Raw genomic sequence first — 23982 nt, 5'->3', positions numbered from 1 at the left:
GAGCGCCGGCGCGGCTTTTTTCAGGTCGCCTTCATCGAGGCTGGCCACGGCATCTTCGAGCGCATTGGAAATGGCGTCGAGCTTGTCGTCTACGCCAAGGTAGGACGCGTCAATGCGTTCTTCTTCCATCCTGGCCACAGCCGTCTTGACTTCTTCAATCGCCTGCGGCAGTTCGGTTTTGGCCCGGCTATACAGGGACGGATACACTTTTGCGATTTCTTCAAACTCATCGCATTCGTTCTGAATTTTGTCGCAGTCTTCGCGGACTTCGGCAAAGCGCGCCTGGCCGAGATCTTCTTCAAGCTTCTGCAAAGACGTCTCCATGGAACTGATCATCTTATCCATGTAGGCGGTGCCGCTGAAGAAGCTGTCGCGTTTTTCGGCATAGTCCTTTTTCAGCTTGTCGGCGCGTTCAATAATGCGGGAGGCATTTTTGCGGACTTCGTCTTCGCGGGAAATGACGCGGTCCAGCGATTCTTCCACGATGCGGATTCTTTCTTCCGTATCGTCGAGAACGGTTTCGACTTCGTCCATCGCGCGGGCGGCTTTCTTATATTTATGACGGGTAAAGTATTCCGTCGCGCGGTTGTACAGATCTTCCGTGGCTTCGATCGACTGCAGACAGATCTTGTATTTCGGCTTGATCGACTTGAACCGGTCCGCAAGATCTTCGTTGTTTTCGGCAAACTGTCTGGCCTTGCGGTATTTGAATTCGAGATTGTTGTCGAGCATGTCGTTGACATCCGCTTCCAGGTCGTGCAGACGGCGGGAAACGCGTCTTTTCTTCATGGAGCGGGAAATGATGCCAACGATGATCAGAATAACAATCGCAATTCCTATATAAATCATGACCTCAATCGGAACGTGTCTGGTCACATACGTGTACATATTCAGGCACCAGTCCCGGACTTGGGTCCAGAGATTTTCCATATATAATCCTCCTGACATTCGGCTTTATAGTATAACAGACAACGCACACAAAACCACGCGGGCTTGGCCTGCCTGGACTATGGGCGTTCTTCAACAGTTTCTATTGTGTCACAAAAAGCCGCGTTCCGTCTTCGGGATCTCTTCAATTTTGAGCAGGATTTTTTCTGCGGCTTTTCCCTCTACAATATTATTGCCCGCTGCGTACTGGATCTGGACAGTCCTGAAGCGTCACTTCCGGCTTAGGTTTGCGAAAAAAGGCGATGTCCGATCGGTTGTCATCTGGAAGGTTTGCTGATATAGTGGTTTGGCATGATTCAAACAGCATACAAATGCGTGAGTCAGGCGCCTGAGCTTAAGAGATGCGAGTAACAGCCAGCTGTTCTGAAGAAAACATCGTCCCAGGCACCCCTTACGAAGATTTGTATCCTGGTATTGTTTTTTTGCGAAGACAATAGGAGGAAAAACTAAATGTCCAGAATGACAGGTTCTACCTGGAAAGTTTCCCGCCGCCTGAGCTTCTCCATTTCGGAAACAGGCAAGGAACTCGCCAGACGTCCTTATGCTCCCGGCCAGCATGGAAAAACGCGCCGAATCAAACTCACTAACTACGGTATCCAGAAACAGGAAAAACAGAGAATCCGTAACGTTTATCAGCTCTCTGAAAAACAGTTCGCCAACCTCTACTTCAAGGCAAGCCGCATGGGCGGTTCTGCCGGTGAAAACTTCCTGGTTCTCCTCGAAAGCCGTCTCGACAACCTCGTATACCGCATGGGCTTCGCTCGCACACGCCGCGCTGCCCGTCAGCTCGTCAACCACGGTCACATCCTGGTAGACGGAAAGAAAGTGGATATCCCATCCTTCTCCGTTCGCCCGGGTTCCGTAATCGAAGTTGCTGAAAAAGACAAAAACAAACCGTTCATTGTTGATGCTCTTGCAGCTGCTCCAGCTGCCGTTGACTTCGTTGAAGTGGACAAAGATCAGAAAAAAGGCAAATACCTCCGCACTCCGGAACGTGCCGAACTGTTCAAAGACCAGCCAATCAACGAACTGCTCGTTGTTGAGTACTACAACCGCAAATCCTAATAGATTTCAAAGTAAGTCTCATGAGTTTAAAAAGCCGAAGATTCGTCTTCGGCTTTTTCTTTTTGGGTGCATTTTCAAAAAATAAGGTCCGCTCTGCCGGCACAATTGTGTCGCAAAGCGGACCATTTTCTGTCGATCCACCTGTTGAACGGACGAAACCCGACTGAACGGACTCGGTGATCCGGCATGCCCTGCAGCGGTGTATCTCTGCGGCCATGCAGCCATGCAGGCGTACATCCGTACAGTCCGGCAGGCCGCCATTCTTTTCTTTCAGCTACCCCTGCCCAGCTCAGACAAATCTGAAATCCGCTGGACATATTCGTCTAGAGGTATTTGCCGGACATATTTACTGGATGTATGTCCCTGGCTTATTTACTTCCCTTTCGTGTGCGCTTTCTCTTTCTGGCTTTGGCCGCTGCGACATTTTCCAGACGCTCAACGACCCGATCGACCTGCGCTCTGGCTTCTGTGATCCACAACTCCGCCGACTGGTTCTGCAGCTGAGCCAGTTGATCGCTTTGCGTTTTCCAAAGTTCGAGCGCGTCATCATACGCGCCTTCTTCTATACAGGCAATCAGATATACCGTAAGGGCAAAATACAGGGAATCAAAACGTTCTTTCGTCCAGCCCCAGACGGCATAGCCCTGTTCCAGCAACGCGATCCATCGTTTACAAAGCGGCTTTCTCTGCGCGGGCAGTTCGTTCCAGTGTTCGAGCAGCATTGCTTCGGCCAGACTGGCGAAGGCTTCGCAAAGCCGCCAGTTCGCTGCGGCTTCGGACTCGAGAAAGCTCTCGGCCATACAGTCGATCGCAATGGCGCCCTGCCAGTACAGCCGGTCGGATTCGCTTCGCGCTGCCAGCTCCTCCACGTTATGAAACCGTCGTCTCCAGATGTCGGACTGGACCGCTTCCTCGGGCGGAAGCCACATCTTTTCATAATCTGCCCGCCGGGGATGCACCGCAAAGAACCGGCGGATATAGCGGTCTTCTACCGTTTTCTTTTTCCAGCCGATCGTCAGGCGGTATTCCGTATTCTTACCGGATGCGGCCGCCTCCAGAATCTGCAGTGGCACCTTCTCTTCCAGTACCGGGTTTTCTTCCTGTTCAAAACGAATGCCCATAGCTGCTCCCTGAGCGATTTCCCATTTCTAAACCGTTCGCAAAACCGTTTTCTTTTCGCTCAGTCGTTTATACGGTTCTCCTGCACGCTTAAGCTTCTCGATCCGGATTTTTTTCGTATTCTTCGCCTTCTGCCGGCAAGTCGGGAAGAGGGACTTCCCTTTCGGTTTCCGATTTTGCGGATACGCTTTCGAGCAGATCGCCATAGCGCATTTCCGTCATCCCGCTTTTAAAGGGAATCGGACTGTCTTCATCCGCAATGAGCTGTACGCAAAGCTTGCCGTCGCGGATGCACAGATTGATTTCTTCGAGATCCTCAATCTGCTCTTCATCAAGCGGACAGTAAATCAAGCCGATCTCTTCGTCTTCGTATTCCACAATGGCCTGGTTATGACCCAGAGGGGTGATTTCGAGATCTTCCAGCAAAATTTGATCAAATGACTTCAGGGGAAAATAAAGCGACCGCGCTTCGAGTTCCTGTTCTTCCTGCCGCAGCTCCTCCTGCTCTTTTTCCTGCTGGCGAGCGCGCACTTCGCCAAGTTTATCCAGTAATCCCATACTCTTTTCCTTTCCTAAAATTCTCAGATCCCCTTTGTTTTACTGGAAACAAGCTTGTTGCCTGTCGATCGATGTTTCGCCCGTTCGATCGGCTGACTCTGCCGGCTGTTTCCGTTTTTCTTGCGAATAAACGATCTTTCGTTTTCCGCACGCCCCTTAAACGAGCAGATCCGTTTTCTGGCTCCGCCCTGTTTTTCCTATTGTACCTGTCCAGTGTAGACTCGGCCAGAACGGCAAAACGATCCGTCCTGGAAGAGGGGCGGATCGTTTTGGACTGTGTATGGGCGGTATCAGTGTATGTATTCAATCTTTTCGGCGATCAGGGTGACGTTCGAAACGGTTCGTCCGTCTTTTTGAAGCGGTCTGGACTGAATGCGGCCCTTCGCGGTAATCCAGGCGTTCAGGCGGGCACAGCTGGCTAGCGTTTCGGCTGCCCCGCGCCACACTTCCAGACTCATCAGATCGCTTTCAAACTCGCCTTTGGAATTGGCGAACGGGCGTTCGACCTCGATCAGAACGCTGCACGTTTTCCAGCCTTGCGGATTGGTTTTCAATTCTGGAATCGAAGCGATTTTGCCTGCCAGACAGAACTGATTCATGTCTTTCCTCCTTTCCTTCTCTCTTCTCTTTCGGATAAAGCTCTGCTGAAAACACGCTCAGTATAGAAAGAAAGGCAGAATCGCTCAAATCGCCTATTTCATGACAATCGAAGAAAAAGCGGCCATTCTCATGCATTTGATTGATGAGAATGACCGCTTTTTAAATGAATATCATGTTTTCGGCGCATTTGATCCATTCCGGATCCAATCGTCAGTCTGTCGATTGGATCCGGTTCAAGGCTCGTCTCGAAATAGGGATCCCAGCCGTTTACGCCACTAAGCCTTCAGAGGGTTCTTCGTCCAGGAAGTCTTCCTCCTTGCTGATCGGCTGCACGAACGTTTCGCTCGTATGGCTGAAATCGAGCGAAGCGATGTAGGCGTTGAGATCGTCCAGAGTAATGGAGTTGAGGATGTCGAGGTCTTCAAACGGATCCCCCAGACCGAAGCCGTAGCGAACGGTTGCGGACGCCAGACCGTCAAAGTTGTCGTACATGCGAATGGCGCTTGCTTTGTCCCGGATCAGAACGGATTCGAAAATTTCCTGGGAGAGCGGCTGCTTCTTGTTGAGAATTTCACTCATCGTCCAGCAAAATTCTTCCGGTCGATCGCTCTGCGCGTAAATCAGAATGTAGGCGTGATCGTCATCAAGATCCGCTTCGGCACCGAAGATCGATCCGATGATTTTCTGATCGATCCAGTTCTGGCATTCCGGATTCAGCGTGGAAAAGCGTCCGTTCAGCCACAGGTTCAGCATGTAGTCCTTGCGAATCTGATCGCGGGTATCGCCCGTGAGCGGCTTCATCTTGACGCCCAGGCAGACGTAGGTCAGATCCACGTCCATCGGGATGATGGCCTTGCGCCGGCACATGTCTTCCGGCTCTTCAGGGAGCACTTTTCTGGAAGGAACCGCCAGCTTCGCCGGGTATTCCTTTTCCTTGTTTTCGATCCAGTCCATAAGCGGGTCGAGATCGTGACCGGTCACGCCGACCAGAACGAGATTGGACGGGTCGTACCAGGTCTCGTAAAACGCCTTCAGATCTTCCGGTTTCATGTTCTGAATGTCTTCCGGGCGGCCGAGAATTTCCTCGCGCATCGGATGATTGACGTACAGCGAGGAAAAGGTTTCCCGCAGCAGGCGCATTTCCGGCTCCTGCTCGTACTGCGAGTACTCGGAAAGGATAATTCCCTTTTCCTTATTGACGCTCGCTTCATCGATGTCGAGCGTCTGAACAAAATCGATCAGGATATCGAGGGGCGGAATCGGATCGTCGTTGGTCCAGATGTAGTAGCACGTTTCGTTATAGGACGTGTAGGCGTTGCTTTTGGCCTGTACGGCGGCGAGATCGTACGTCACGTCTTTTCCGTTCAGGCGGAACATCTGGTGTTCCAGAAAGTGGGCACAGCCCTGCGGATGATCGATCCGCTCGCCGTTGAGATCATCGCTCAGATTTGTACTTCCCGCGGGAATGCCGATCATGAAGAGCGAACGGGCGTAATCGGGTTTATGAATGAGAATGACTTTCATGCCGTTGGCAAGCGTCTTCTCTTTTCGTTCCATGTTAAGCGGCATACTGCTCCTTTCCCTGCGGTCCTTTCGCTTCGGCCTGCATGACCGAAGACGTTACCGCGAGTTTCAGCTTGCCGGCTGCGTGGGCTACATCGTCAAGGGTAACGGCACGGACGCTTTCGATCACATCGCCGATATCGCCGGTGCGGTGCAGAATCTGGTTCAGGAATTCCTGTTCAATCATGCGCGCGGCACTATCCGACTGGCCCTTAAGGCTGTCGATCATTTCGGCTTTGACCATTTCAAAAGTCGCCGGATCCACTTCCTTGTTTTTCACCTGCTCCAGAATGTGACGGACGAGCTCTTCGACTTTAGGCATCGCGCTGCGCGCCGCGCCGGTCGTGATGAGCAGCAGGCCGGAAAAGCGAACGAGCGATGTGCTGATCGAATAGCACAGGCTGTTTTTCTCGCGCACTTCTTCAAACAGAAGCGATACGGAGCTTCCGCCTAAAAGCGAGTCGAGAACAAGAAGCGCATAGTAGTCGTCATCGTCGGGAAGAATGTCCGTCGTGTACACCTGACAGAGGGCGCTCTGCGCGATTTCCCGCTCTTCGCTGACGCGAACAGGTGTTGGAAACGCTTCAACTTTTTCCCACGTTGTGAAAATGTCCTGCGAGTCGATGGATCTGTCGATATGGCGGCTGAATTCTTCCGAGAACGTACCGCAGCTGATCATTTCGCAGGGCGTCTTCATCAGTCTGGAGTACAGGCTGCGAATGTCTTCGAGGGTGACGCGGTCAATGTCTTCGATGGCGCCGCGGATCGGGATCGATACGGATTCGTAGTCCGTAAACGCCTGAAACGCCATTTCCAGCGAGCGCAGATCCGGCTGCTGGGCCATGGAGCTCAGGTTGAGACGCAGCAGATACTTGGCCTCGTCTAATACCGGCTGGGTAAGCAGCGGATGAAACAGGTACTGGTCGAACAGATCGATCAGTAAAGCGGTATAGCTTTTTTCGCCGATCAGATTTTCCCGCAAAAAGCGCATGCCATATTCGATGCGCAAATAGTTGCCGTAGGCGCAGAGGCTGTATGCACAGCGGGTGCCGTACGCCATCGCACTGGCTCTGCCGGCGGCTTCGCGGCTGCTGTATTTCTCAGTACTTCGACTGAGCATGGCATTGAGCAGATTCCAGGCTGTGATGTCTTTTCGCTCAAGAGGAACAAACCAGCGAACGCTCAGTGAAGTTTCAGTAAATTTTTCGGTTTTGATTTGTTTCATAAATGTTCTTTCGTTTCTCTAGTTTACCGTTCGAGAACCGGCTTTCTGGATCCAAAGACGGGATTCTTTTCCAGAAGAACCGCTCTCAAAACGAGCGCGTGAGTATCGAGTTTGCCTAAAAGATAAGGGGCAGTACCATTTTTGAAATCTTTAAAAACGGCTTTTCTTTCGATAGATCACCGCTAACACATTACCAAAGTTTGGAAATCCCGGGGAAATGAGCTCCTGATTCGGAAAGTCCAAAGATAGCAAAGAATAGACATTATACAATTAAGATTGTTTTAGTGCCATAAATATAGTTCGCCTATATTTTTGCGTTTCAAGTGAATACGGTGTTTACGCAGTCTGATCGTCTGGCGATGTTGTCTGACCGAAGCTTTTTTCTTTTTTGCGCTTCCTTATTCCTGTGCGATTCATATGCGCTGATAAATCTGCAGGGTATCCTGTTCCCTCCTCGTTTTGCGCACCCGTTCTGAAAATCCTTCTCCTTCGACCTGGCCCTTTCTGCAAGCGGTTTCACTCAAAAAGACGATACAAAAAGCCGGAATGAGCCTTTTTTCAAAACGCAGAAGGTTCATATCCGGCTAAGAATCGCTCTGTACGGGGATTTTCTATCCCGGCAGAACAGGAATAGGATTTTATGCTTTTGCGGCTTAGAAGCCATGAAAAAAAGCCGCCAGCGAATTGCTGACAGCTTGAAGTTCATTTCTAGCGTACGTGAATGTAGCCAATCAGTACGGAAGTGCAGTTTACAGAGAAGAGAACGGTTGTGTTGCCGTTGAATCCGCCGTGTACTGCCATGCCGTTACCGGCATAAATTGCAACGTGTCCGCTGTAGATGATGATATCACCTGGAACAGGGTTGCTTGTCCAGTCACCGAGTACTGCGTAATCCTGAGGCCATCCGTGGAAGTTAATGCCGGCTGCCGCAAGAGAGTTGGTAACGAGCATCGTGCAGTCCTGGAATACGCCAAGCTGGCTCATGGCTGCCTGATAGATGGTGTTGGCCTTATCATAGGAAGGCGCTGGATCTGGTGTGGGTTCTACTGGAGCTGGATCCGGCTGCGGAGTCGGAGTTGGATCCGGGGTAACGATTGGATCGGAATAATCCGGCTGAGTATCAACAGGGGTCACAACGCCAGGTTCTTCGACAACGTCGCTAGGATCTGGTGCAGGTACTGTCGGCTCTGTTGTATCCAGAATTTCCGTATTGTCGGTTACAGGCGTATCTACCGGTGCTTCTGGTTCTACAGGAATCAGAGTTGCGACACCGTTTTCGTCTACGTTGTAGCCGTCGATTGTGGTGCTGGTCATCAGGGAACCGTCTGCGTTGAACGCGTAAGTGGTTCCGTCAACATCCTTCAGTGTATCGGTGTTAAGAACGCCGTTTTCGTTATAGTAGTAACGTCCGCCGTTTTCATCGCGCCAGCCAGTCTTTACAAGACCCTGGTCGTCGGAATAATAAACCGCTCCGTCAGCCTGAATCTCACCGATTACGGTACGTCCATTTTCGTCAAAATAGTAACGTCCGCCATCGAGATCCTTCCAGGAATTTTTTACAGCCTGTCCGTTTTCATCCAGGTAAAATTTTCCAGTTGCGTCGTTAACCCAAGTGGAAGCTACCGGGAATCCTTTTTCGTTGCTGTAGGTACCGTCTTCGTTCCAGCCGGCTGCAAGAGCACCACTCTGCTGGAAGTTATAGGTCATACCCTGGATTTCTGATTTGCCGGTTACGGCCTGACCGTTATTATCAAAGTAATAAGTTTCGTTATTGATATTCTGCCAGCCGCGCTGCATTTCTCCGTTCTGATCGAAATAGTATGTTGCGCCGTCGATTACCGTGAGACCTTTCGCTCTCTGGTGATCGTCAAATACATAATAACTTACTTCTCCATTGGAATGCCAGCCAGGCTGGACTTCGTAAGCATGAACGGTAGAAAGAATGGGGCCGGAAGCACAAAGACATAAGGCAACTGCCAAAAGTTTACTGTGTTTTTCAACAAAATTCATTTCTATCTCACCTCTTTTTCGAACATCCATACCTTAGCACGACTTATTTTGAGACGCAAAATTCCCCAAAAAATATCTTCGGAATTTCTTAAGAATTTCTAACGTGGTTTTTTCCTGAGGCCCTTTAAGTAAAGGACCTCAAAATAGTTTGTGGGAATTCGTGTGATAATTCATGAAATTTTGAAAGCAATTCGCACACTTCTCTATTCCATTTAGAACAACATAAATGATGTTTCTTTTTCAGAAGAAAATCGGATATCCAATATGTATGATTTCGTCAACCATAACGATTCATAAACGGCTTTTTCCCCGATTTTGACCCAATTGGGCCGTTTAAGGGACGTTCAAGGACAGACAAATACCCGAGTATGTCGGTTTTTGGACGATAAATTGGCTGGCCGCTATGAGCCAGAATCGCAAAATGGATGATTTTCCTCTTCTTTTCGGGGAGTTTGGCACCCTCATCCGGTCCGGTAAATTCTTAACGGCTGTTAACTTTTAAAGCCGGCCCTGTTTCCTTTCTTTTCGGCCTGCATACGGCAAGAGCTGCCTTTGTTCAGCCTTCAACCGATCCGTCAGACCATGGATCGAAAAGCCGTCCGCTCTTTCTATCGCTCTTTCTATATAGAAACGAAAGAGAAAGCCTCTCCATGCGCCTCGCGCATTCCTAGCCCAGGATGTCCGGATGCCTGCAGACTCATCCCTGTACGCTTACTTCCTGCTCAGGCCCACACGTCTTTATTCTCTTCTTGGCAAACTCGTCTTCGTCAGGTGCTCAGTCGAGCGGCTGGATCCGGATCTTTCTGTATTTCTGTCTTCTCCTCCTGTATTCCCTACTTCCTGTATTCCCTATATAAGGAAAGGACCGGTTCGAAATGCGCCAGGCAGCGGGCTGTTTTCGGGTTTATTTGCGTCCAGAAAGGTATCGGATTGAACACGCCTCAGGATTAAGAAAGCCTATAGATTTTTATCCCTTTATATATTTTTATCCCTTTATATATAGAAAGGCATTGGAAAAAAGCGTCTCGTTTTATAAGCGAATAGCAACGGAATAACATAAAGACTTTGAGCGGAGGTCCATCAAAAAAAGCCGTCTGAACCAGGACAGGAAGGTTTCGCTTCATGTCTATTGTTCAGACAGCCATATGTGTTTTCTGTGAGCGGGTCGCAAAGGGTCATACAAGGTTTCTGCCGGGCGTGCAGTTCTGCCAGCAAACAGGAGAGGATGTTCTAGTCCTGTACAGGCGGCTGATAGTTTTCCAGAAAATCTTCGCCTTTGAGCTGCTCCGAAAAGGAGAGATTTGGATAATTTTGCTGGCGAAGCGCCTCATACACCATGATCGCCGTGCAGTTGCCCAGGTTGAGACTGCGCGCGTTGGGCACCATCGGCAGGCGCATGCACCTCTCGATATTGCGCTTGAGAATGGCTTTATCCACTCCCGTGCTTTCCTTGCCTAAAACAAAATAGACATCTTCATCCGGGTTGGAGAAGTCAAAGGAAGAAGGCGGCTGCTTGCCGTAACGGGTCAGAAAGAAGCAGCGCTCCTCGGGGTTTTTCGAAGCAAAATCGTCCCAGTTTTTATAAATGCGGATGTCCGCATCCTTTATATAATCCATACCTGCCCGCCGCAGATACTTGTCTTCAAACGTGAAGCCAAGCGGTTCGATCAGGTGCAGAACCGATCCCGTGGCCATACAGGTTCTTATTATGTTGCCAGTATTTGCCGGTATTTCGGGCTCATAAAGTACAACGTTAATCATTATTTGCACCTGACTTTTTCTTCCAGTCTTTCATGATCTGCTCCAGAGCATTGTGCCGGTGACTGGCCGCGTTTTTCTTTTCCGGAGCAACGTTGGCGCTCGTCGTGCCAAATGGCGGATAGTAGAAAATCGGATCGTAGCCAAAGCCGTGTTCGCCTTCGATGCGATCATGAATCCGTCCTTCCATTACGCCGCGGTAGACGTGTTCGGTACCGTCCTCTTCGATCCAGGCGATGGCGCAGACGAAGCGGGCGGATCTTTCGTCGCCTTTTTTATCGGCAATCTCATCCAGAATCGCCTGATTCTTAATGTCGTAGCTGGTGTCTTCTCCCATGAAGCGGGCGGAATAAATGCCGGGGGCTCCGTTCAGGGCATCCACTTCCAGACCGGAGTCGTCCGAAAAGACGGAAGCCTTGACCAGCTTATGCAGAGCACGGGCTTTAATGAGCGCGTTTTCTTCAAAGGTTTTTCCGTCTTCTACAATTTCCGGTTCCTTCTCAAGATCTTTCAGGGTGCGAATCTGCACGTCCTTTCCGAGCATCTGCCCAAATTCTTCGGCTTTATGCGCGTTGCCGGTCGCAATCCAGACCGTTTTCATTGAGATTCCTTCTTTCCATATCGGTTTACCAAAGATTCAGTCGGCTTAATCTGAACCACGCATTTTGAGCTCGTATTCAGGATTCGCTGGCGGCTCTGCAAAAGCCGATGTTTCTCGTTTTCCGGGGGTATATTGCCGTTTTTGGATAGGCATCGGTCATTTTCGACACACTAACGGCGTTTTACGGCAAAATCAAGCTTCTACTTTCAGTGTACTGAGCGTTGTAAGCCCTTTTTCTTTCGGAAAGCAGCTGTCGATCGGCTTCGATTTTTTCTCTGGTAAAGCGGGACTGTCGTCCTGTTTTCGCTTTTACGTTTGCGGATTTCAAAAAGAGTCTATCAAAACGGCGGACATCTTCCTATTTAGAGTACTGCACATCCGGAAGAATCCAGAATTCGGACCGGAAGACGAACGCTTTTGATTTTGAAAACAGCGCCGCGAAAAAAAAGAAGACAGCTTTTGCGGCTGTCTTCTTCTCATTTTACTGGATCTTGAATCCGTCGCCGGTTCAGTTTTGCCACAGTTCCTTTTGCAAAACGGGTGCGGGCGTATTGAAATACGGCGAATGTTCAATGTTTTCGAAAATGAGAAATAACATGTACTGCTCAAACGTAAGGCCTAAAGACTGGGCTTTATCTTTCAGAAACTGTACATGTGCCTGTTCTTCGTTCATGACATGGCCCTCCACAAGCTCAGTGTAGGCAAAGCCTGAGGAAGGAAAAAGTCCAATGCCTGAACAAAGAAAGGACTGGCATTTTTATTTCTCAATCGTGTCTTACTTTACAAGCAGACCTTCCGGCAGTTTCATGCCAAAGACGTCGAGGAATTTGGTGATGTCTTCTTCTACATCAGCGGCTTTTTCAAAGTGGATGTTCTGCTGTGCCCAGGTCTTGGCTGCGAGTTTCGCATTTGGAACACCGAGTTTATCCGGTGTGAGCAGATCGACATCTTCTTCGATCTTGGCTTCGTCTGCCGTTTTCAGATAGTCAGCCATTTTGTCGATGGCATTCTGGTAATCTTTGGCGTGATCTTTCTTCACGAACAGAGCGGCCTGCGGATAGCCTTTCTGGCTGGTTTCGTGTTTTTCCTGCCAGAGCTGCTGCAGATCGGCCTGTACTTTCAGTTCGGTACCGTTTTCCTTGGCTTTGGCTACAGCACCAGCGGCTGCAGGCTGTGCAAGCAGAGCGGCATCCACTTTTCCGGAAACCAGAGCGGTAGACGCTTCGGCTACCGACGGATAGTATTCGCTGGTCGCCTGCAGATCCGGATAGACTTCATCAAAGACAAGTCCAGGAACAGCGCCTTCGCCAAACAGAGCGATTTTCTTATCCGGCGCATTCCAGGTTTCATCGGCGCTGACTACATACAGGTTGCCCCAGGTCAGAACGCCTTCAAGCTGATAGGCTTCAGCTTCTTTCCAGGTTTTTACACCCAGGTTGATTGGAGCGACGATCATATCGTAGTCGCCCTCTTTCTTGGACAGTTCGCTGACCAGCAGATCCTGGCCTTCAACATATTCCACATCCGCGTCATCGACTTCGAGGCCAAGTGTAGCCAGAGCCGGTGCACCCTGCGGGCAGAGTACTTTCAAAGGTTCAGCAAGAGCCGTTTCCGATCCTTTGGACGATGTGGAAGATGCTTCGCTGCTGGATGCAGCAGGAGCTGGTGAGCTGCAGGCAGCCAGGCCGAGTGCGAGCAGTCCGCACAGGGCGGGTTTTAATCGATGGTAAAGAGACATTTGTCGTCAACCTCCTTCTTAAAGCGATCAAGAGCCTCATTGAGCGTCAGAGTTACCGCGTCCTTGCTTCCGGATTTACGGATGGTTACCGTTCCGGCTTCCATATCGCGGTCGCCGACAACAAGCTGATACGGAATTTTCTTCATCTGGGCTTCACGAATGCGGTAGCCGAGTTTCTCATTGCGATCATCGACGCTGACACGCATGCCGAGTTTTTCGAGGGCATCTGCCACTTCTCTGGCGTACGCCGCATGTTTTTCCTGATGAACCGGAATGACAACGAACTGTTTCGGGGCCAGCCACAGCGGGAAGTGACCGCCGAAGTGCTCAATCAGAATACCGATAAAGCGTTCGATGGATCCATAAATTACACGGTGCAGCATGAGCGGTGTTTTTCTCGAGCCGTCCGCATCTACGTAAGTGCATTCAAAACGTTCTGGCAGGTTCATGTCGAGCTGGATCGTTCCGCACTGCCAGTCACGGCCGAGGGAATCCTTGATATGGATATCCAGTTTCGGTCCGTAGAAGGCGCCGTCGCCCGGGTTTACGGTGTAGTCCTTGCCGGCTTTGACGCAGGCATCCGCGAGGGCTTTTTCGGATTTATCCCAGATTTCGATGGTTCCGATGTAGTCCTTTTCCGGACGAGTGGACAGTTCGATCGTGTACGGCAGACCGAATACGCCGTAAATCTGGTCGATCAGATCCAGAACGCCCTTAACTTCGGATTCGATCTGATCCGGAGTTACGAAAATATGCGCATCATCCTGGGTAAACGTACGAACGCGGAACAGACCGTTCAGCGCGCCGGACGCTTCGTGGCGGTGAACCTGACCCAGTTCGCCGATTCGCAGCGGCAGATCCTTGTAGGAGTGCAGGTCGTTGTTATAGACGAGCAGCGCACCCGGGCAATTCATAGGCTTGATGGCAAAATCGCGGTCGTCCACTTTGGATGTGTACATGTTGTTCTTGTAGTGATCCCAGTGGCCGGAGCGTTCCCAAAGTTCACGGGACATCATGATTGGTGTCTTGATGAACTTGTAGCCGTTTTTGGCATGAATGTCGTACCAGTAGTTTTCAAGCAGATTCCGCAGAATCATACCATCCGGCAGGAAAATCGGCATACCTGGTGCATATTCCGAAACCGTAAACAGGTTCATTTCACGGCCAAGTTTCTTGTGGTCGCGTTTTTTCGCTTCTTCGAGCGCTGCCAGATAGTCGTCGAGCTGTTCCTTGGTATCAAAGGCAATACCGTAAACACGCTGAAGCATTTTGTTGTTCTTGTCGCCTTTCCAGTAGGCGCCGGAGTGCTTGAGCAGTTTTACGTTTTTCAGTTCTTTCACGGAATCCACGTGCGGTCCGCGGCAGAGGTCGGTAAATTCACCCTGCGAATAGACGGTGATGTTTCCGTCTTCGAGTCCGTCGATCAGATCTTCCTTGTACAGATCGTCCGCGAACATTTCACGGGCTTCTTCCTTGGACACTTCGCGGCGAACAATGCGCTTGCCGTCCTTGGCGATCTTCTTCATTTCCTTTTCGATTTTGACGAGGTCTTCATCGGTCAGACTGACATCGCCAAGATCCATATCGTAGTAGAAGCCATCGCTGATGACCGGTCCAACCCAGAACTTTGCCTGAGGATACAGACGTTTCACTGCCTGCGCCATCAGATGGGCTGCAGAATGGTTCAGCGTAGAAAGATGTTCATCTTCAAGAATGTTGATGAGTTCCATAACAGTTTCTGTCCTTTCTTGCGAGTGTGATTTCATGCCTGTCGAATCTGTTCCGCTCTCCGACAGACGCTTTGCCTTTTGGGCATAAAAAAACGGCAGGAATCCATAAGGACGCCTGCCGTGCGCGGTACCACCTTAGTTCAGACTGCTTCTTTCTTCCAGCAATGAAATGCGTTCGATCTTCATGTCGAACAAGAATCCGATCGTTTGAATTCGATATCCAGCGGATCGGGTGGAACAGGAAGAACCATTGACGAAACAGCCAGCTCTTGACGCCTTAACGCGGACGAACGGCACACCTTTTCAGGGGCGATTCCAAGGGAGTAATCTTCCGGTTCTTCAAAGAGCTCGCATCGACCGCTCTTCTTTCTGGATCCAAATCTCGGAAAACCATGTCCTTTTCAGCATCGTTGCCCTGATTATAAGGCGCTCTGTGAACTTCTGTCAAAACGATGCCCGCACCATGCAGACTTTCCCAGAGCTTTTGTGCGAACCGGCAAAAGATAGAAAGCGGCTTCTACTTTGCCGGTCTGAATGCACCTTATCGGCGGCGAAAGCGGCGGGTCAGAACAGGAACCGCACAGAGGACTGCCGCCAGCGTTGCCGCTGCCGCAAACAGCCATTCCGCCGGAAAACCTGGCATCGTCAAGCCGTCTGGAAAGAGCAGGATTTCGATCGCCGACTGCACATGGGCGATCAGAACCAGGATCGAAAAGCCGAAGACTACAGCCAGCGCAGCGATGCCGGCTTCGAGCAGAGCGATTTTCTTTCCGGATTTTTCGATGGTACCCGTAAGCAAAGAAGATTTGTTTTTCATAGTTGTACACCTCATCCTTCTCTTTTCGAAAAGAAACCGGCTTTCGATCGACCTTTGAGGAAGGATCGAACCGCTTTCTTTCTTTACCTGCATTTTACCGGCCGTAAACGAGGCCCTTTGGGATGGGGTGAATTTGGCAGAAATCGTTTAGCGCTTTGCTTCTTTCAGTTTCTTTCGCAGGGCACGAAGCTTCTCCTTGTCGTCATTGGAAATGCGCAGGCTTTCCACGCACTTGGCGATCGCCCGCAAACGAACATCCCGAGAAATCGCTGGATCCTCCAGAATGGACCAGGCCAGATCCGGCTTGTAAATCATCACTTCACAAAGCATCCAGCCCTTTATGTCGATCAGCTGTTTCGTGTCGTTTTGCCCTTTCGCCTGCAAAGCCAGATCGACCCATTGTCTGGCATCCGGCCGTTTTGGGGCCCGCTTTAAAATCCAGAGGAGACCAAGGCGCACAGCGTATTCGTTTTCGTTTTGGAGAAAATCGCTGGCCATGCTCAGCAGATCTTCATCGCTTAAATACCGAAAGCTCAGTCCGTCCGTAATCGCCCAGGATGTGCAGGCACACAGAAAATCTTCTGCGGCGCTTCTGGCTTCCTGTGGATCTCGAAGTTCATTGAGAAGACGAACGTGCAAAAGATCTTCTTCGTAATAGAGATGCGGCTTTTCCTGAAGAAATGCTGTCTTTTGCACCGGGGTCATTTTCTTTTTAATCGCATCCAGGTCCCCGACCCGAACGCCAAGAACGCGGGACGAATCGATCGTCGGCGTCAGTGAAGCGGAAAAGGCGGCCCGTCTGGGATTGGCGTACGCTTCGATCTGCGTACGAATGGGCAGCCTTTCTCTCGTTTCATCCAGCTCTTGTACGGGATCGTGTGCCTGTTCGTATACTTGCTCGTATACATGACCGCACATTGGCTCGTGTCCTTGTTCTTTTTCTGCATGAGTTTTCATGGCCTTTCTTCCTTTCTTTTTCGCCAATTCGTAATTGGAAATCCTCATTCTCTACAATATATATATTCGTCCAGATCCGTTGGCTTTTTCGTCGGCTCTATGCGGCGCATCCAGACGCTTTTGGAACGCTTTTATCCGCTTCGAGTTTCTTGTGAACTGCCCTTTGACTGGGCTTCAATTCAGCTTCGATTCGGCCTCGATCCTGCATCTGTCATCGATCCGATTGCATTCTCTCTTCTGGATGATATCCTGAAAAAATGGATATCTTAAAACGTACCGCCGAACTTCTCGGCCTGCCTGAGCGTCAGGTTCAGGCTGCACACGATCTGCTCGAAGAAGGAGCCACCATTCCTTTTATCGCCCGCTATCGCAAGGAGCAGACCGGTTCTCTCGATGAGGACCAGCTGCGAAACATTGAACAGACCTGGAAATACCAGACCGCTCTGCAGGAGCGAAAGGAAACCGTTCTGGCCGCGCTTCAGGAAAAAAGCGTTCTGAACGACGATTTGAAAAAAGCCGTTCTCGATGCTGCAACTCAGGCGGAGCTGGAAGAAATTTATCGTCCCTACAAGGAAAAGCGCAAAACCAAAGCATCCGCCGCGATCGAAGCCGGGTTTGGTCCGATTGCGGATTCTCTGTTCGAACTCAAAACCCGTCCGGATACGCTTGATGACGATACCCTCGAACAGGCCGGCTACATTCTCGCCGAACGCATTGCCAACACCCCTGCCGTCCGTCAGGCCGTTCGCAAGGAGCTTCTTGAAAAAGAATCCCTGACGAGCACGCTGAAAAAAGATGCCGAAGATCCGCAGGGCATTTATGAAATGTTCTACGACTTCACCAATCCGATCAAAACCATTCCGCACCATCGCGTCCTCGCTATGGACCGGGCGGAAAAGGAAAAAGTCATCACCGTATCCATTACCAGCGACAACGAAGACATCGAACGCCGGATCCGGCAGATCCTTTTTGGCCGCAAGCCGGTCAGCGACTGGATGATGGCCGTCATTCATGACGCGCTCATCCGTCTCATTCTGCCTTCCGTCAAACGCGAAATCCGCAGTGAGCTGCGCGAAAACGCACACAAAAAAGCCATTCAGGGCTTTGCATCCAATCTCGAACACCTGCTCATGGCTAGACCGTTAAAAGGACAGGTCATTCTCTCATGGGATCCAGGCTACCTGAACGGATGCAAGCTGGCCGTTCTTTCCAAAGAAGGCAGCCTGCTCCATACGTGCGTCGTCTATCCGTTCAAGCACGGATCCAAAGTGGCTCCGGAAGCCCGCTTTTATCAGGAAGCCGTCGCAAAAACGAAGGAACTGCTGCGCCGCTTCCATCCCACGCTGATCGTCATCGGCAACGGTACTGCCAGTCAGGAATCGATCGAACTGATTTCTTCGATTCTTCCCGAATTCCCGGAAGTTTCCTATGTGATCGGAAACGAAGCCGGCGCTTCGGTTTACTCCGCTTCCCCGCTGGCCAAGGAAGAATTCCCGGATCTGCCCGTCGAAGAGCGTTCCGCCATTTCCATCGGGCGTCGCATACAGGATCCGCTTTCCGAACTCGTGAAAATCGATCCCCAGTCTCTGGGCATTGGCGAATACCAGCACGATGTGTCCCAGAAGCAGCTGCGCGAAACGCTCGACTTTGTAACCGATAAAGTCGTTAACCGCGTCGGTGTCAACGTCAACACGGCTTCCGTCAGCCTGCTTCGCCATATCGCCGGTCTGAAAAAGCCGCAGATCAGCAAAATCCTGAAAGCCAGAGAAAACCGTCCGTTTACAGACCGTACGGAACTGGCGAGTCTGCTTTCCGATACGATTTATGAGCAGAGCATCGGCTTTTTGCGCATTCACTCCGGATCGAACCCGCTTGATAACACCGGCATTCATCCCGAAAGCTATCCGTTAGCCGCCCGGATTCTGGAAAAAACGAATCTGTCTTTAAACGACATGCACAGCGATGGGTTTTCCAGAACGCTCAAATCCCTGAATGCGCAGCGTCTGTCTCAGGAACTGGGCAGCGATCCGTATACGGTAAGCGACATTTTAAGCGAACTCGCCTCCCCCGGACTCGACCCGCGTGACGCGCTCGATGGCCCGATTCTGAAGAAAGGCATTTTGCATCTGGAAGATTTGCAGCCGGGAATGGAAATGGAAGGCACCGTCCGCAACGTCACAAGCTTCGGCGCGTTCGTCGACATTGGAGTTCATGAAGACGGTCTGGTCCATATTTCCCAGCTGGCAGACCGCTTTGTCAAAGATCCCAATGAGATCGTTCATGTCGGTCAGGTCGTACGCACCCGCATTCTTGAAGTCGATCCCAAGCGCAAACGGATTGCACTGACCATGCGCAGTCAAACGGCACCGGAAGCTTCGAATCGTTCCGCCGATCGCAAAAATCGCAGACTGCCAAAACGTCGATAGACGAAACAAAGGCAGGCAAAACGAAAATAAGCCAAAATAACATCAAAAAAAAAACAGTCCTCGATTGCAGGAAGCGTTTGATCGCGTACCCGCAAAGAGGACTGTTTTTGTATGTTCAACTATCTGAATGCTCCGATATCTGGATGCTTCGAGTCACGACTCAGGCTTTTTCTTTTTTAAGCAGCTGATCGATGGTCGGACCCTGACGAAGACTGGGAAGCAGAGCCGACATGCCTGCATAAATATTGAGCAGGCAGAAGACGAGGAAGAAGAGGCCGCTGGCTTTGTTCATGTACGGAATTTTTGTCAGCAAGTCGATTCCGCCTGTTACAAAGCCCATGCCCGAGCAGAACATGGCCAGCGAACGATACGCCGGTGCCTTTCGCGTGGCCGGAATGATCGCGACCAGATACAGACCCGCAAACAGCTGAACCACCCCGAAAAACGTCGGCTGAATCGAAAAGGAAATCACGTCATGCAAAGACTGGAGCGAGAGCGTAGATCCTGCAAACAGACCAAAGCAGACCGCGAAAATCAGATTAAGCGAACCGTAAGGCGAACCTTTAAACATATTGATCAGGGCACTGCAGTAAAAGATAATGCCAAGAACGATACGAATAATACCGGCAGACATCACCGAATCATCGCCCAGACCGAAAAACGGAATGGCAAAGCTCAGGCTGCCAAACGTCGCGCAAATAAAGGCGACAATCATATCCGGGCTGCTCAGGCGTTCCTGACGCGGATGAAGCGGTTCTTTACTCGTCTTATCCGCTTTGGATTTCGGATAGGACGGCAGACCGGCTGTCTTCTCGCTTTCCTTAAAGAAGGATTTGCCTTCCGGCAGCGGAAAGCCAAACTCTTCGTACAGTCTGGACAGACCATAGTAAAAACTGAGCATCGCAAAGACAAACATCAGCCAGCCGCCAAGGACGAGAACGCCATGGAGTTCGAACGTATCACCGATGCCCAGGCAGAGCAGACCGAGGCCGACAATCAGTGTCCGCAGAAAAATATAGCCAGGCTGCATTCTTCTCCGCCAGGCAGCGCTGATCGTTAAGATAGCACCAATCATATACATGACCCCATAGAGGACCGGATGATACGGGGCGCCGATTACGCGCATGCCTAAGGCAACCAGCGTATCCACACCGGGAATAAATCCGAGAAGAATGGTTGCGAGAAGGTTGGTATTGCCGCGCGAAAAACCGCGGACCATGTTAATTAAAGAAGCAATCAGCGTACCCGCCGAAAGCAGCAGCCAGACCATGCTCAAGGAAAAGAGCGTCAGGTTGTCAATCGACGGAAATACCGAGACGTACCAGATCAGCAAGGCGAAAATCGCAAAGAAAAAGGCCAGGGCGCCATCTGGCGAAGCAATAGTAGAGCGTTTCATATGGATCTCCTATCCAGTCTCAAAACTGGATCGTTTAATTTTGTCCTGCCAAATGACGCCCTGTTCGCCCTCAGGCCTGATCCGGCAGAAAATGAAAAATCCGGGAAAGTCCCGGATTCTGCATGCTTAGCGTACCGATTTGGATTCGATCTGAATCGTACGTTTTACGATGTACCAGAAACCGTTGACTTTTACCAGCGAGTCAAGATAGTACACATATTCATCGGTGGTGACGATTGGATCGTTCGTGCGGGTTTTCACGATGCAGCTGGTAGCCGCTGTCGCACTCTGATCGAGATGAATCAGATCCACAACTGTGGAGCCGCTGTTATGGAAAATCAGATCATACTTTTCCATATGGCTGGCAATGTGTTCGCGGATAGCTTCTCTTCCGGTTAAATCGACCGCAGCCTTTCCATCTTCTTCAATCGTGAATTCTGCGTCGGCAGAAAAGGCTTCAAGGACTTTATTCAGATCCTTTTTGTCCAGATTTCTGGAAACCTCACCGATCAGTTCGGCGATCTCCAGCTTGTTTTCATGTTCTTTCATATGGATCCCTCCTTCTTCTATGATAGGAAAAACCACGCGATTGCGATCGAATGGTGCCCGCGTCCGCTCTTTCCTTCAAAAAAGCCGGGGCTGATTATTTCAGCTCCGGCGTATTGAGACGGTATTTGCGCGTACGCAGGGCACGCATGGAATTGAGAATGCAGAGCACGGAAACACCGACATCGGCGAATACAGCGCCCCACATGTTGACGATACCCAGTGCGCCAAGCACGAGCATCAGAATTTTAACGAAGATCGCGAAAATGATGTTCTCGCGGGCAATCTTCAGGGTGTTGCGGGAAATACGAATGGCGGTAATCAGCGAATCGAGCTGATCGTCCATCAGAACAACGTCCGCGGCTTCAATGGCCGCATCGCTGCCCAGGCCGCCCATTGCAATACCGACATCGGCCATGCCCAGTACCGGCGCGTCGTTAATGCCGTCGCCGACATAGGCGGTAATGCCTTCCTTGTTCTGAAGAATCTTTTCCAGCCATTCGACTTTCTGCTCCGGCAGAAGCTGGGCGTGTACTTCGTCAATGCCAGCCTGTGTGGCTACCGCTTCGGCGACACCTTTGGCATCACCGGTAAGCATGACGAATCGTTTTACGCCATATTTGCGAAGCAGATCGGTAACGGTTCTGGCTTCTTCTTTGGGCTCGTCAGCAACTTCAATCACTCCGGCAAGTTTCTGATCGCAGGCGGTGTAAACCACAGTTCCAAAGCCAGATCCTTTCGGCAGGTCATCGGCCGGAATGCCTAATGAAAGCATCAGCTTTTCATTGCCGACGGCAACCGATTTTCCATCGATCTGAGCAATGATGCCTTTACCGGCGACTTCTTCGACATTGGAAACGCCCTCTTTCGGGTTTTCCAGTCTGGCCGCACGCTCAATGCTTAAGGCAATCGGGTGCGTCGAATACGATTCCGCTTTCGCGCAGAGTTGTAAAAGCTCTTCGCGCGGTATGGATACCGGGGTAATCGATGTGACTTCAAACGTACCTTTAGTCAGCGTTCCGGTCTTATCGAAAACAATGGTTTTGACATCGGCCAGATCCTGCAGATATGTACTTCCCTTAACGAGAATGCCGCAGCGGGAAGCGCCGCCAATTCCGCCAAAGAAAGCCAGAGGTACGGAAATAACCAGAGCACACGGGCACGAAATAACGAGGAATTCCAGTGCGCGGTAAACCCAGGTTGCCCATTGTCCTGTGATCAGCGAAGGGATAATCGCCAGAGCGATGGCACTGCATACAACAATTGGCGTGTAGACACGGGCAAATTTGGTGATGAACTGTTCGGAACGGCTCTTCTTGTCGGTCGCGTTTTCAACCAGATCGAGAATGCGGGAAACCGTCGAGTTCGAGAATTCCCGGCTGACTTTGACATGGAGCAGTCCGTTCTGGTTGATGCATCCGGAAATGACTTCGTCGCCAGGACGAACCGTTTTCGGAACGCTCTCGCCGGTCAGCGCGGACGTATCGATTGAACCGGTACCGGTAAGAACCGTACCGTCCAGAGGAATGCGTTCACCCGGTTTAATGACAATCGTCTGACCGACTTTGACTTCATCCGGATCGACTTCCTTCACGGAGCCGTCTTCTTCGACCAGGTTGGCATATTCCGGACGGATATCCATCAGTGCGGAAATGTTCTTGCGCGAGCGCTCCAGCGCGTAGGACTGGAACCATTCGCCGACCTGATAAAACAGCATAACCGCTACGGCTTCAGAGTATTCGCCAAGAGCGAAGGCACCCAGGCTGGCTAAGGTCATCAGGAAGTTTTCATCCATGAAGTCCTTGTTTTTAATGTTCTTGAGTGTTTTCTTGAGAACACCCCAGGAAATGTAAAGATAGATGGCCAGATAGAGAAGCGCCTGAAGAAGGGCTGGCCATTGAATCCAGATTGAAGAAAGCGCAAGCGCTGCATAGGCCGCCGCGCTGATCAGGATTTTCCTGAGATTTTTCTTTTGTTTCTTTGTCATAGCTATCTGTAGATCACAACGTCATCATCGATATACGCCATGCGCTTCGCGATGGATTCAATGATGGCTTTCTGTGATTCGGCCGGGGCTTCAATGACGAGTTTCTGCGTCATCAGATTGACCGAGCACTTTTCAACTCCTTCCGTCTGTTCTGCACAGCTCTGCAGTTTCGAAGCACAAGTGGGACAGTCCACTTCGATTTTGTATGTTTTCTTCATAACGTTCTCCTTTTATGACTATGTTTTTTTTATGACTATGTTTTCTTCCCGTTTCTGGGATACATTGAATCACTTATTAGTTGAACAATTGTTCAACTATTTACGTTTCTATTATATCGACTCTGCATGGGTTTGCAACAGAAACATCCCCATTTTCTGAACGGATTTGAATGGCCTTCTGGGGCGGGCTCTAGAGAATGATTTCGCGTAAAAAACGGATCATGCGGTATGATACAGGCATGAATACGCATGAACCTCTGTACGAAAGCCTGGATCAGGCAGCCGTAGAAAACGCCATTGAATCGCTTCCCTGTCCGGAAATTCTGGAACGGCTGGCGGATTTTTATAAAGTCATGGGCGATCAGACCCGGCTGAAAATTCTGATTGCGCTGGAAAAGAAAGAACTGTGCGTGTCGGATCTGTGCAATGTGATCGGCATGTCCCGTTCCGCGGTTTCCCATCAGCTCAAGGCGCTTAAAGCCGCCAAACTGATCCGCAGCCGGAAAGACGGAAAAGCTGTGTACTACTTCCTGGATGACGAACATATCCATTCCGTTGTGAAAGTGGCCCTCACCCACATTCTTGAAGAAGATTAGTTTCTTTTTCAAAGCCGCTTTGGTCCGCCGATTCCATTCGGTTTCCAACGCGCAGAAAAATCCCCGAAAGATATCGGATTTCTCCTTTATCCTTCGGGGATTTCATTTTGTCTGGCAGCTTCCT

The 23982-nt window shown here is 50.5% G+C and carries 21 protein-coding genes; 3 read left to right on the top strand and 18 right to left on the bottom strand.

Going from position 1 to position 23982, the window contains the following annotated elements; genetic code table 11:
• The coding region (locus ACLUYS_RS03715) for a septation ring formation regulator EzrA (RefSeq protein WP_412659124.1) at nucleotides 1-930 on the bottom strand (930 nt) is incomplete at its 3' end.
• Nucleotides 931-1398: 468 nt separating this feature from the next.
• Between ACLUYS_RS03715 and rpsD the strand changes: the two genes are divergently transcribed.
• Nucleotides 1399-2013: a 30S ribosomal protein S4 gene (gene rpsD, locus ACLUYS_RS03710; RefSeq protein WP_230267668.1), complete on the top strand. Its 615-nt coding sequence runs from the start codon at nucleotides 1399-1401 to the stop codon at nucleotides 2011-2013.
• A 368-nt stretch (nucleotides 2014-2381) separates the two neighbouring features.
• Here the strand turns inward: rpsD and ACLUYS_RS03705 are convergent, their stop codons facing one another.
• The 13 genes from ACLUYS_RS03705 to ACLUYS_RS03645 all read right to left on the bottom strand — a co-directional run bounded on the left by ACLUYS_RS03705 (nucleotide 2382) and on the right by ACLUYS_RS03645 (nucleotide 16689).
• A complete protein-coding gene (locus ACLUYS_RS03705; RefSeq protein WP_288339449.1) occupies nucleotides 2382-3134 on the bottom strand; it encodes a hypothetical protein in 753 nt (250 codons plus the stop codon).
• 88 nt (nucleotides 3135-3222) lie between these two features.
• A complete protein-coding gene (locus ACLUYS_RS03700; protein ID WP_288339451.1) occupies nucleotides 3223-3690 on the bottom strand; it encodes a hypothetical protein in 468 nt (155 codons plus the stop codon).
• A 290-nt stretch (nucleotides 3691-3980) separates the two neighbouring features.
• A complete protein-coding gene (locus ACLUYS_RS03695) occupies nucleotides 3981-4289 on the bottom strand; it encodes a single-stranded DNA-binding protein (protein WP_230267665.1) in 309 nt (102 codons plus the stop codon).
• 268 nt (nucleotides 4290-4557) lie between these two features.
• Nucleotides 4558-5859, bottom strand: coding sequence for a M16 family metallopeptidase (locus ACLUYS_RS03690; RefSeq protein ID WP_288339454.1), 1302 nt, complete (start codon nucleotides 5857-5859; stop codon nucleotides 4558-4560).
• Nucleotides 5849-7078: a M16 family metallopeptidase gene (locus tag ACLUYS_RS03685; protein ID WP_288339456.1), complete on the bottom strand. Its 1230-nt coding sequence runs from the start codon at nucleotides 7076-7078 to the stop codon at nucleotides 5849-5851. The genes ACLUYS_RS03690 and ACLUYS_RS03685 overlap by 11 nt, the downstream gene beginning before the upstream one ends.
• A gap of 708 nt (nucleotides 7079-7786) precedes the next feature.
• A complete protein-coding gene (locus tag ACLUYS_RS03680; RefSeq protein ID WP_412659122.1) occupies nucleotides 7787-9088 on the bottom strand; it encodes an NlpC/P60 family protein in 1302 nt (433 codons plus the stop codon).
• A gap of 1230 nt (nucleotides 9089-10318) precedes the next feature.
• Nucleotides 10319-10849 carry a tRNA (cytidine(34)-2'-O)-methyltransferase gene (locus tag ACLUYS_RS03675; RefSeq protein WP_230267661.1) on the bottom strand — a complete coding sequence of 177 codons (531 nt, stop codon included), beginning with the start codon at nucleotides 10847-10849 and terminating at the stop codon, nucleotides 10319-10321.
• A complete protein-coding gene (rdgB, locus tag ACLUYS_RS03670) occupies nucleotides 10842-11447 on the bottom strand; it encodes an RdgB/HAM1 family non-canonical purine NTP pyrophosphatase (RefSeq protein ID WP_412659120.1) in 606 nt (201 codons plus the stop codon). The genes ACLUYS_RS03675 and rdgB overlap by 8 nt, the downstream gene beginning before the upstream one ends.
• 508 nt (nucleotides 11448-11955) lie before the next feature.
• Nucleotides 11956-12120, bottom strand: coding sequence for a hypothetical protein (locus ACLUYS_RS03665; protein WP_230267659.1), 165 nt, complete (start codon nucleotides 12118-12120; stop codon nucleotides 11956-11958).
• A gap of 102 nt (nucleotides 12121-12222) precedes the next feature.
• Entirely contained in the window at nucleotides 12223-13185 is a 963-nt protein-coding gene (locus tag ACLUYS_RS03660; RefSeq protein WP_288339462.1) for a hypothetical protein, read from the bottom strand.
• The gene (gene thrS, locus ACLUYS_RS03655) at nucleotides 13164-14915 is read right to left on the bottom strand and encodes a threonine--tRNA ligase (RefSeq protein WP_230267657.1); all 1752 of its coding nucleotides are present in this window, start codon (nucleotides 14913-14915) and stop codon (nucleotides 13164-13166) included. The genes ACLUYS_RS03660 and thrS overlap by 22 nt, the downstream gene beginning before the upstream one ends.
• Nucleotides 14916-15456: 541 nt before the next feature.
• Nucleotides 15457-15732 carry a hypothetical protein gene (locus ACLUYS_RS03650; protein ID WP_230267656.1) on the bottom strand — a complete coding sequence of 92 codons (276 nt, stop codon included), beginning with the start codon at nucleotides 15730-15732 and terminating at the stop codon, nucleotides 15457-15459.
• Nucleotides 15733-15879: 147 nt separating this feature from the next.
• Nucleotides 15880-16689, bottom strand: a complete 810-nt coding sequence (locus tag ACLUYS_RS03645; protein WP_412659118.1) for a hypothetical protein — start codon at nucleotides 16687-16689, stop codon at nucleotides 15880-15882.
• 257 nt (nucleotides 16690-16946) lie between these two features.
• Here ACLUYS_RS03645 and ACLUYS_RS03640 point away from each other — a divergent pair, with 257 nt between their 5' ends.
• Complete coding sequence (locus ACLUYS_RS03640) at nucleotides 16947-19115, top strand: Tex-like N-terminal domain-containing protein (RefSeq protein ID WP_230267654.1); 2169 nt, start codon at nucleotides 16947-16949, stop codon at nucleotides 19113-19115.
• Nucleotides 19116-19275: 160 nt separating this feature from the next.
• Here the strand turns inward: ACLUYS_RS03640 and ACLUYS_RS03635 are convergent, their stop codons facing one another.
• The 4 genes from ACLUYS_RS03635 to ACLUYS_RS03620 all read right to left on the bottom strand — a co-directional run bounded on the left by ACLUYS_RS03635 (nucleotide 19276) and on the right by ACLUYS_RS03620 (nucleotide 23262).
• Nucleotides 19276-20511, bottom strand: coding sequence for a hypothetical protein (locus tag ACLUYS_RS03635; RefSeq protein WP_230267653.1), 1236 nt, complete (start codon nucleotides 20509-20511; stop codon nucleotides 19276-19278).
• Nucleotides 20512-20637: 126 nt separating this feature from the next.
• Nucleotides 20638-21060 (bottom strand): nuclear transport factor 2 family protein, encoded by a 423-nt coding sequence (locus tag ACLUYS_RS03630; protein WP_230267652.1) that lies wholly within the window; start codon nucleotides 21058-21060, stop codon nucleotides 20638-20640.
• A gap of 94 nt (nucleotides 21061-21154) precedes the next feature.
• Nucleotides 21155-23044 (bottom strand): heavy metal translocating P-type ATPase, encoded by a 1890-nt coding sequence (locus tag ACLUYS_RS03625; protein ID WP_230267651.1) that lies wholly within the window; start codon nucleotides 23042-23044, stop codon nucleotides 21155-21157.
• Between the two features lie 2 nt (nucleotides 23045-23046).
• Nucleotides 23047-23262 (bottom strand): cation transporter, encoded by a 216-nt coding sequence (locus tag ACLUYS_RS03620; protein WP_230267650.1) that lies wholly within the window; start codon nucleotides 23260-23262, stop codon nucleotides 23047-23049.
• A gap of 221 nt (nucleotides 23263-23483) precedes the next feature.
• Between ACLUYS_RS03620 and ACLUYS_RS03615 the strand changes: the two genes are divergently transcribed.
• The gene (locus ACLUYS_RS03615) at nucleotides 23484-23858 is read left to right on the top strand and encodes an ArsR/SmtB family transcription factor (protein WP_230267649.1); all 375 of its coding nucleotides are present in this window, start codon (nucleotides 23484-23486) and stop codon (nucleotides 23856-23858) included.
• Nucleotides 23859-23982: the final 124 nt, after the last annotated feature.

The organism is Allobaculum sp., from assembly GCF_047010065.1.
GTDB classification, from domain to species: Bacteria; Bacillota_I; Bacilli_A; order Erysipelotrichales; family Erysipelotrichaceae; genus Allobaculum; species Allobaculum fili.
This window is presented reverse-complemented; position numbering and strand designations above follow the sequence as displayed.

Coding starts and splice junctions, on each gene's coding strand:
- rpsD (WP_230267668.1), top strand. CDS start 1,399: ATGTCCAGAATGACAGGTTCTACCTGGAAAGTTTCCCGCCGCCTGAGC.
- ACLUYS_RS03705 (WP_288339449.1), bottom strand. CDS start 3,134: ATGGGCATTCGTTTTGAACAGGAAGAAAACCCGGTACTGGAAGAGAAG.
- ACLUYS_RS03700 (WP_288339451.1), bottom strand. CDS start 3,690: ATGGGATTACTGGATAAACTTGGCGAAGTGCGCGCTCGCCAGCAGGAA.
- ACLUYS_RS03695 (WP_230267665.1), bottom strand. CDS start 4,289: ATGAATCAGTTCTGTCTGGCAGGCAAAATCGCTTCGATTCCAGAATTG.
- ACLUYS_RS03690 (WP_288339454.1), bottom strand. CDS start 5,859: ATGCCGCTTAACATGGAACGAAAAGAGAAGACGCTTGCCAACGGCATG.
- ACLUYS_RS03685 (WP_288339456.1), bottom strand. CDS start 7,078: ATGAAACAAATCAAAACCGAAAAATTTACTGAAACTTCACTGAGCGTT.
- ACLUYS_RS03680 (WP_412659122.1), bottom strand. CDS start 9,088: ATGAATTTTGTTGAAAAACACAGTAAACTTTTGGCAGTTGCCTTATGT.
- ACLUYS_RS03675 (WP_230267661.1), bottom strand. CDS start 10,849: ATGATTAACGTTGTACTTTATGAGCCCGAAATACCGGCAAATACTGGC.
- rdgB (WP_412659120.1), bottom strand. CDS start 11,447: ATGAAAACGGTCTGGATTGCGACCGGCAACGCGCATAAAGCCGAAGAA.
- ACLUYS_RS03665 (WP_230267659.1), bottom strand. CDS start 12,120: ATGAACGAAGAACAGGCACATGTACAGTTTCTGAAAGATAAAGCCCAG.
- ACLUYS_RS03660 (WP_288339462.1), bottom strand. CDS start 13,185: ATGTCTCTTTACCATCGATTAAAACCCGCCCTGTGCGGACTGCTCGCA.
- thrS (WP_230267657.1), bottom strand. CDS start 14,915: ATGGAACTCATCAACATTCTTGAAGATGAACATCTTTCTACGCTGAAC.
- ACLUYS_RS03650 (WP_230267656.1), bottom strand. CDS start 15,732: ATGAAAAACAAATCTTCTTTGCTTACGGGTACCATCGAAAAATCCGGA.
- ACLUYS_RS03645 (WP_412659118.1), bottom strand. CDS start 16,689: ATGAAAACTCATGCAGAAAAAGAACAAGGACACGAGCCAATGTGCGGT.
- ACLUYS_RS03640 (WP_230267654.1), top strand. CDS start 16,947: ATGGATATCTTAAAACGTACCGCCGAACTTCTCGGCCTGCCTGAGCGT.
- ACLUYS_RS03635 (WP_230267653.1), bottom strand. CDS start 20,511: ATGAAACGCTCTACTATTGCTTCGCCAGATGGCGCCCTGGCCTTTTTC.
- ACLUYS_RS03630 (WP_230267652.1), bottom strand. CDS start 21,060: ATGAAAGAACATGAAAACAAGCTGGAGATCGCCGAACTGATCGGTGAG.
- ACLUYS_RS03625 (WP_230267651.1), bottom strand. CDS start 23,044: ATGACAAAGAAACAAAAGAAAAATCTCAGGAAAATCCTGATCAGCGCG.
- ACLUYS_RS03620 (WP_230267650.1), bottom strand. CDS start 23,262: ATGAAGAAAACATACAAAATCGAAGTGGACTGTCCCACTTGTGCTTCG.
- ACLUYS_RS03615 (WP_230267649.1), top strand. CDS start 23,484: ATGCGGTATGATACAGGCATGAATACGCATGAACCTCTGTACGAAAGC.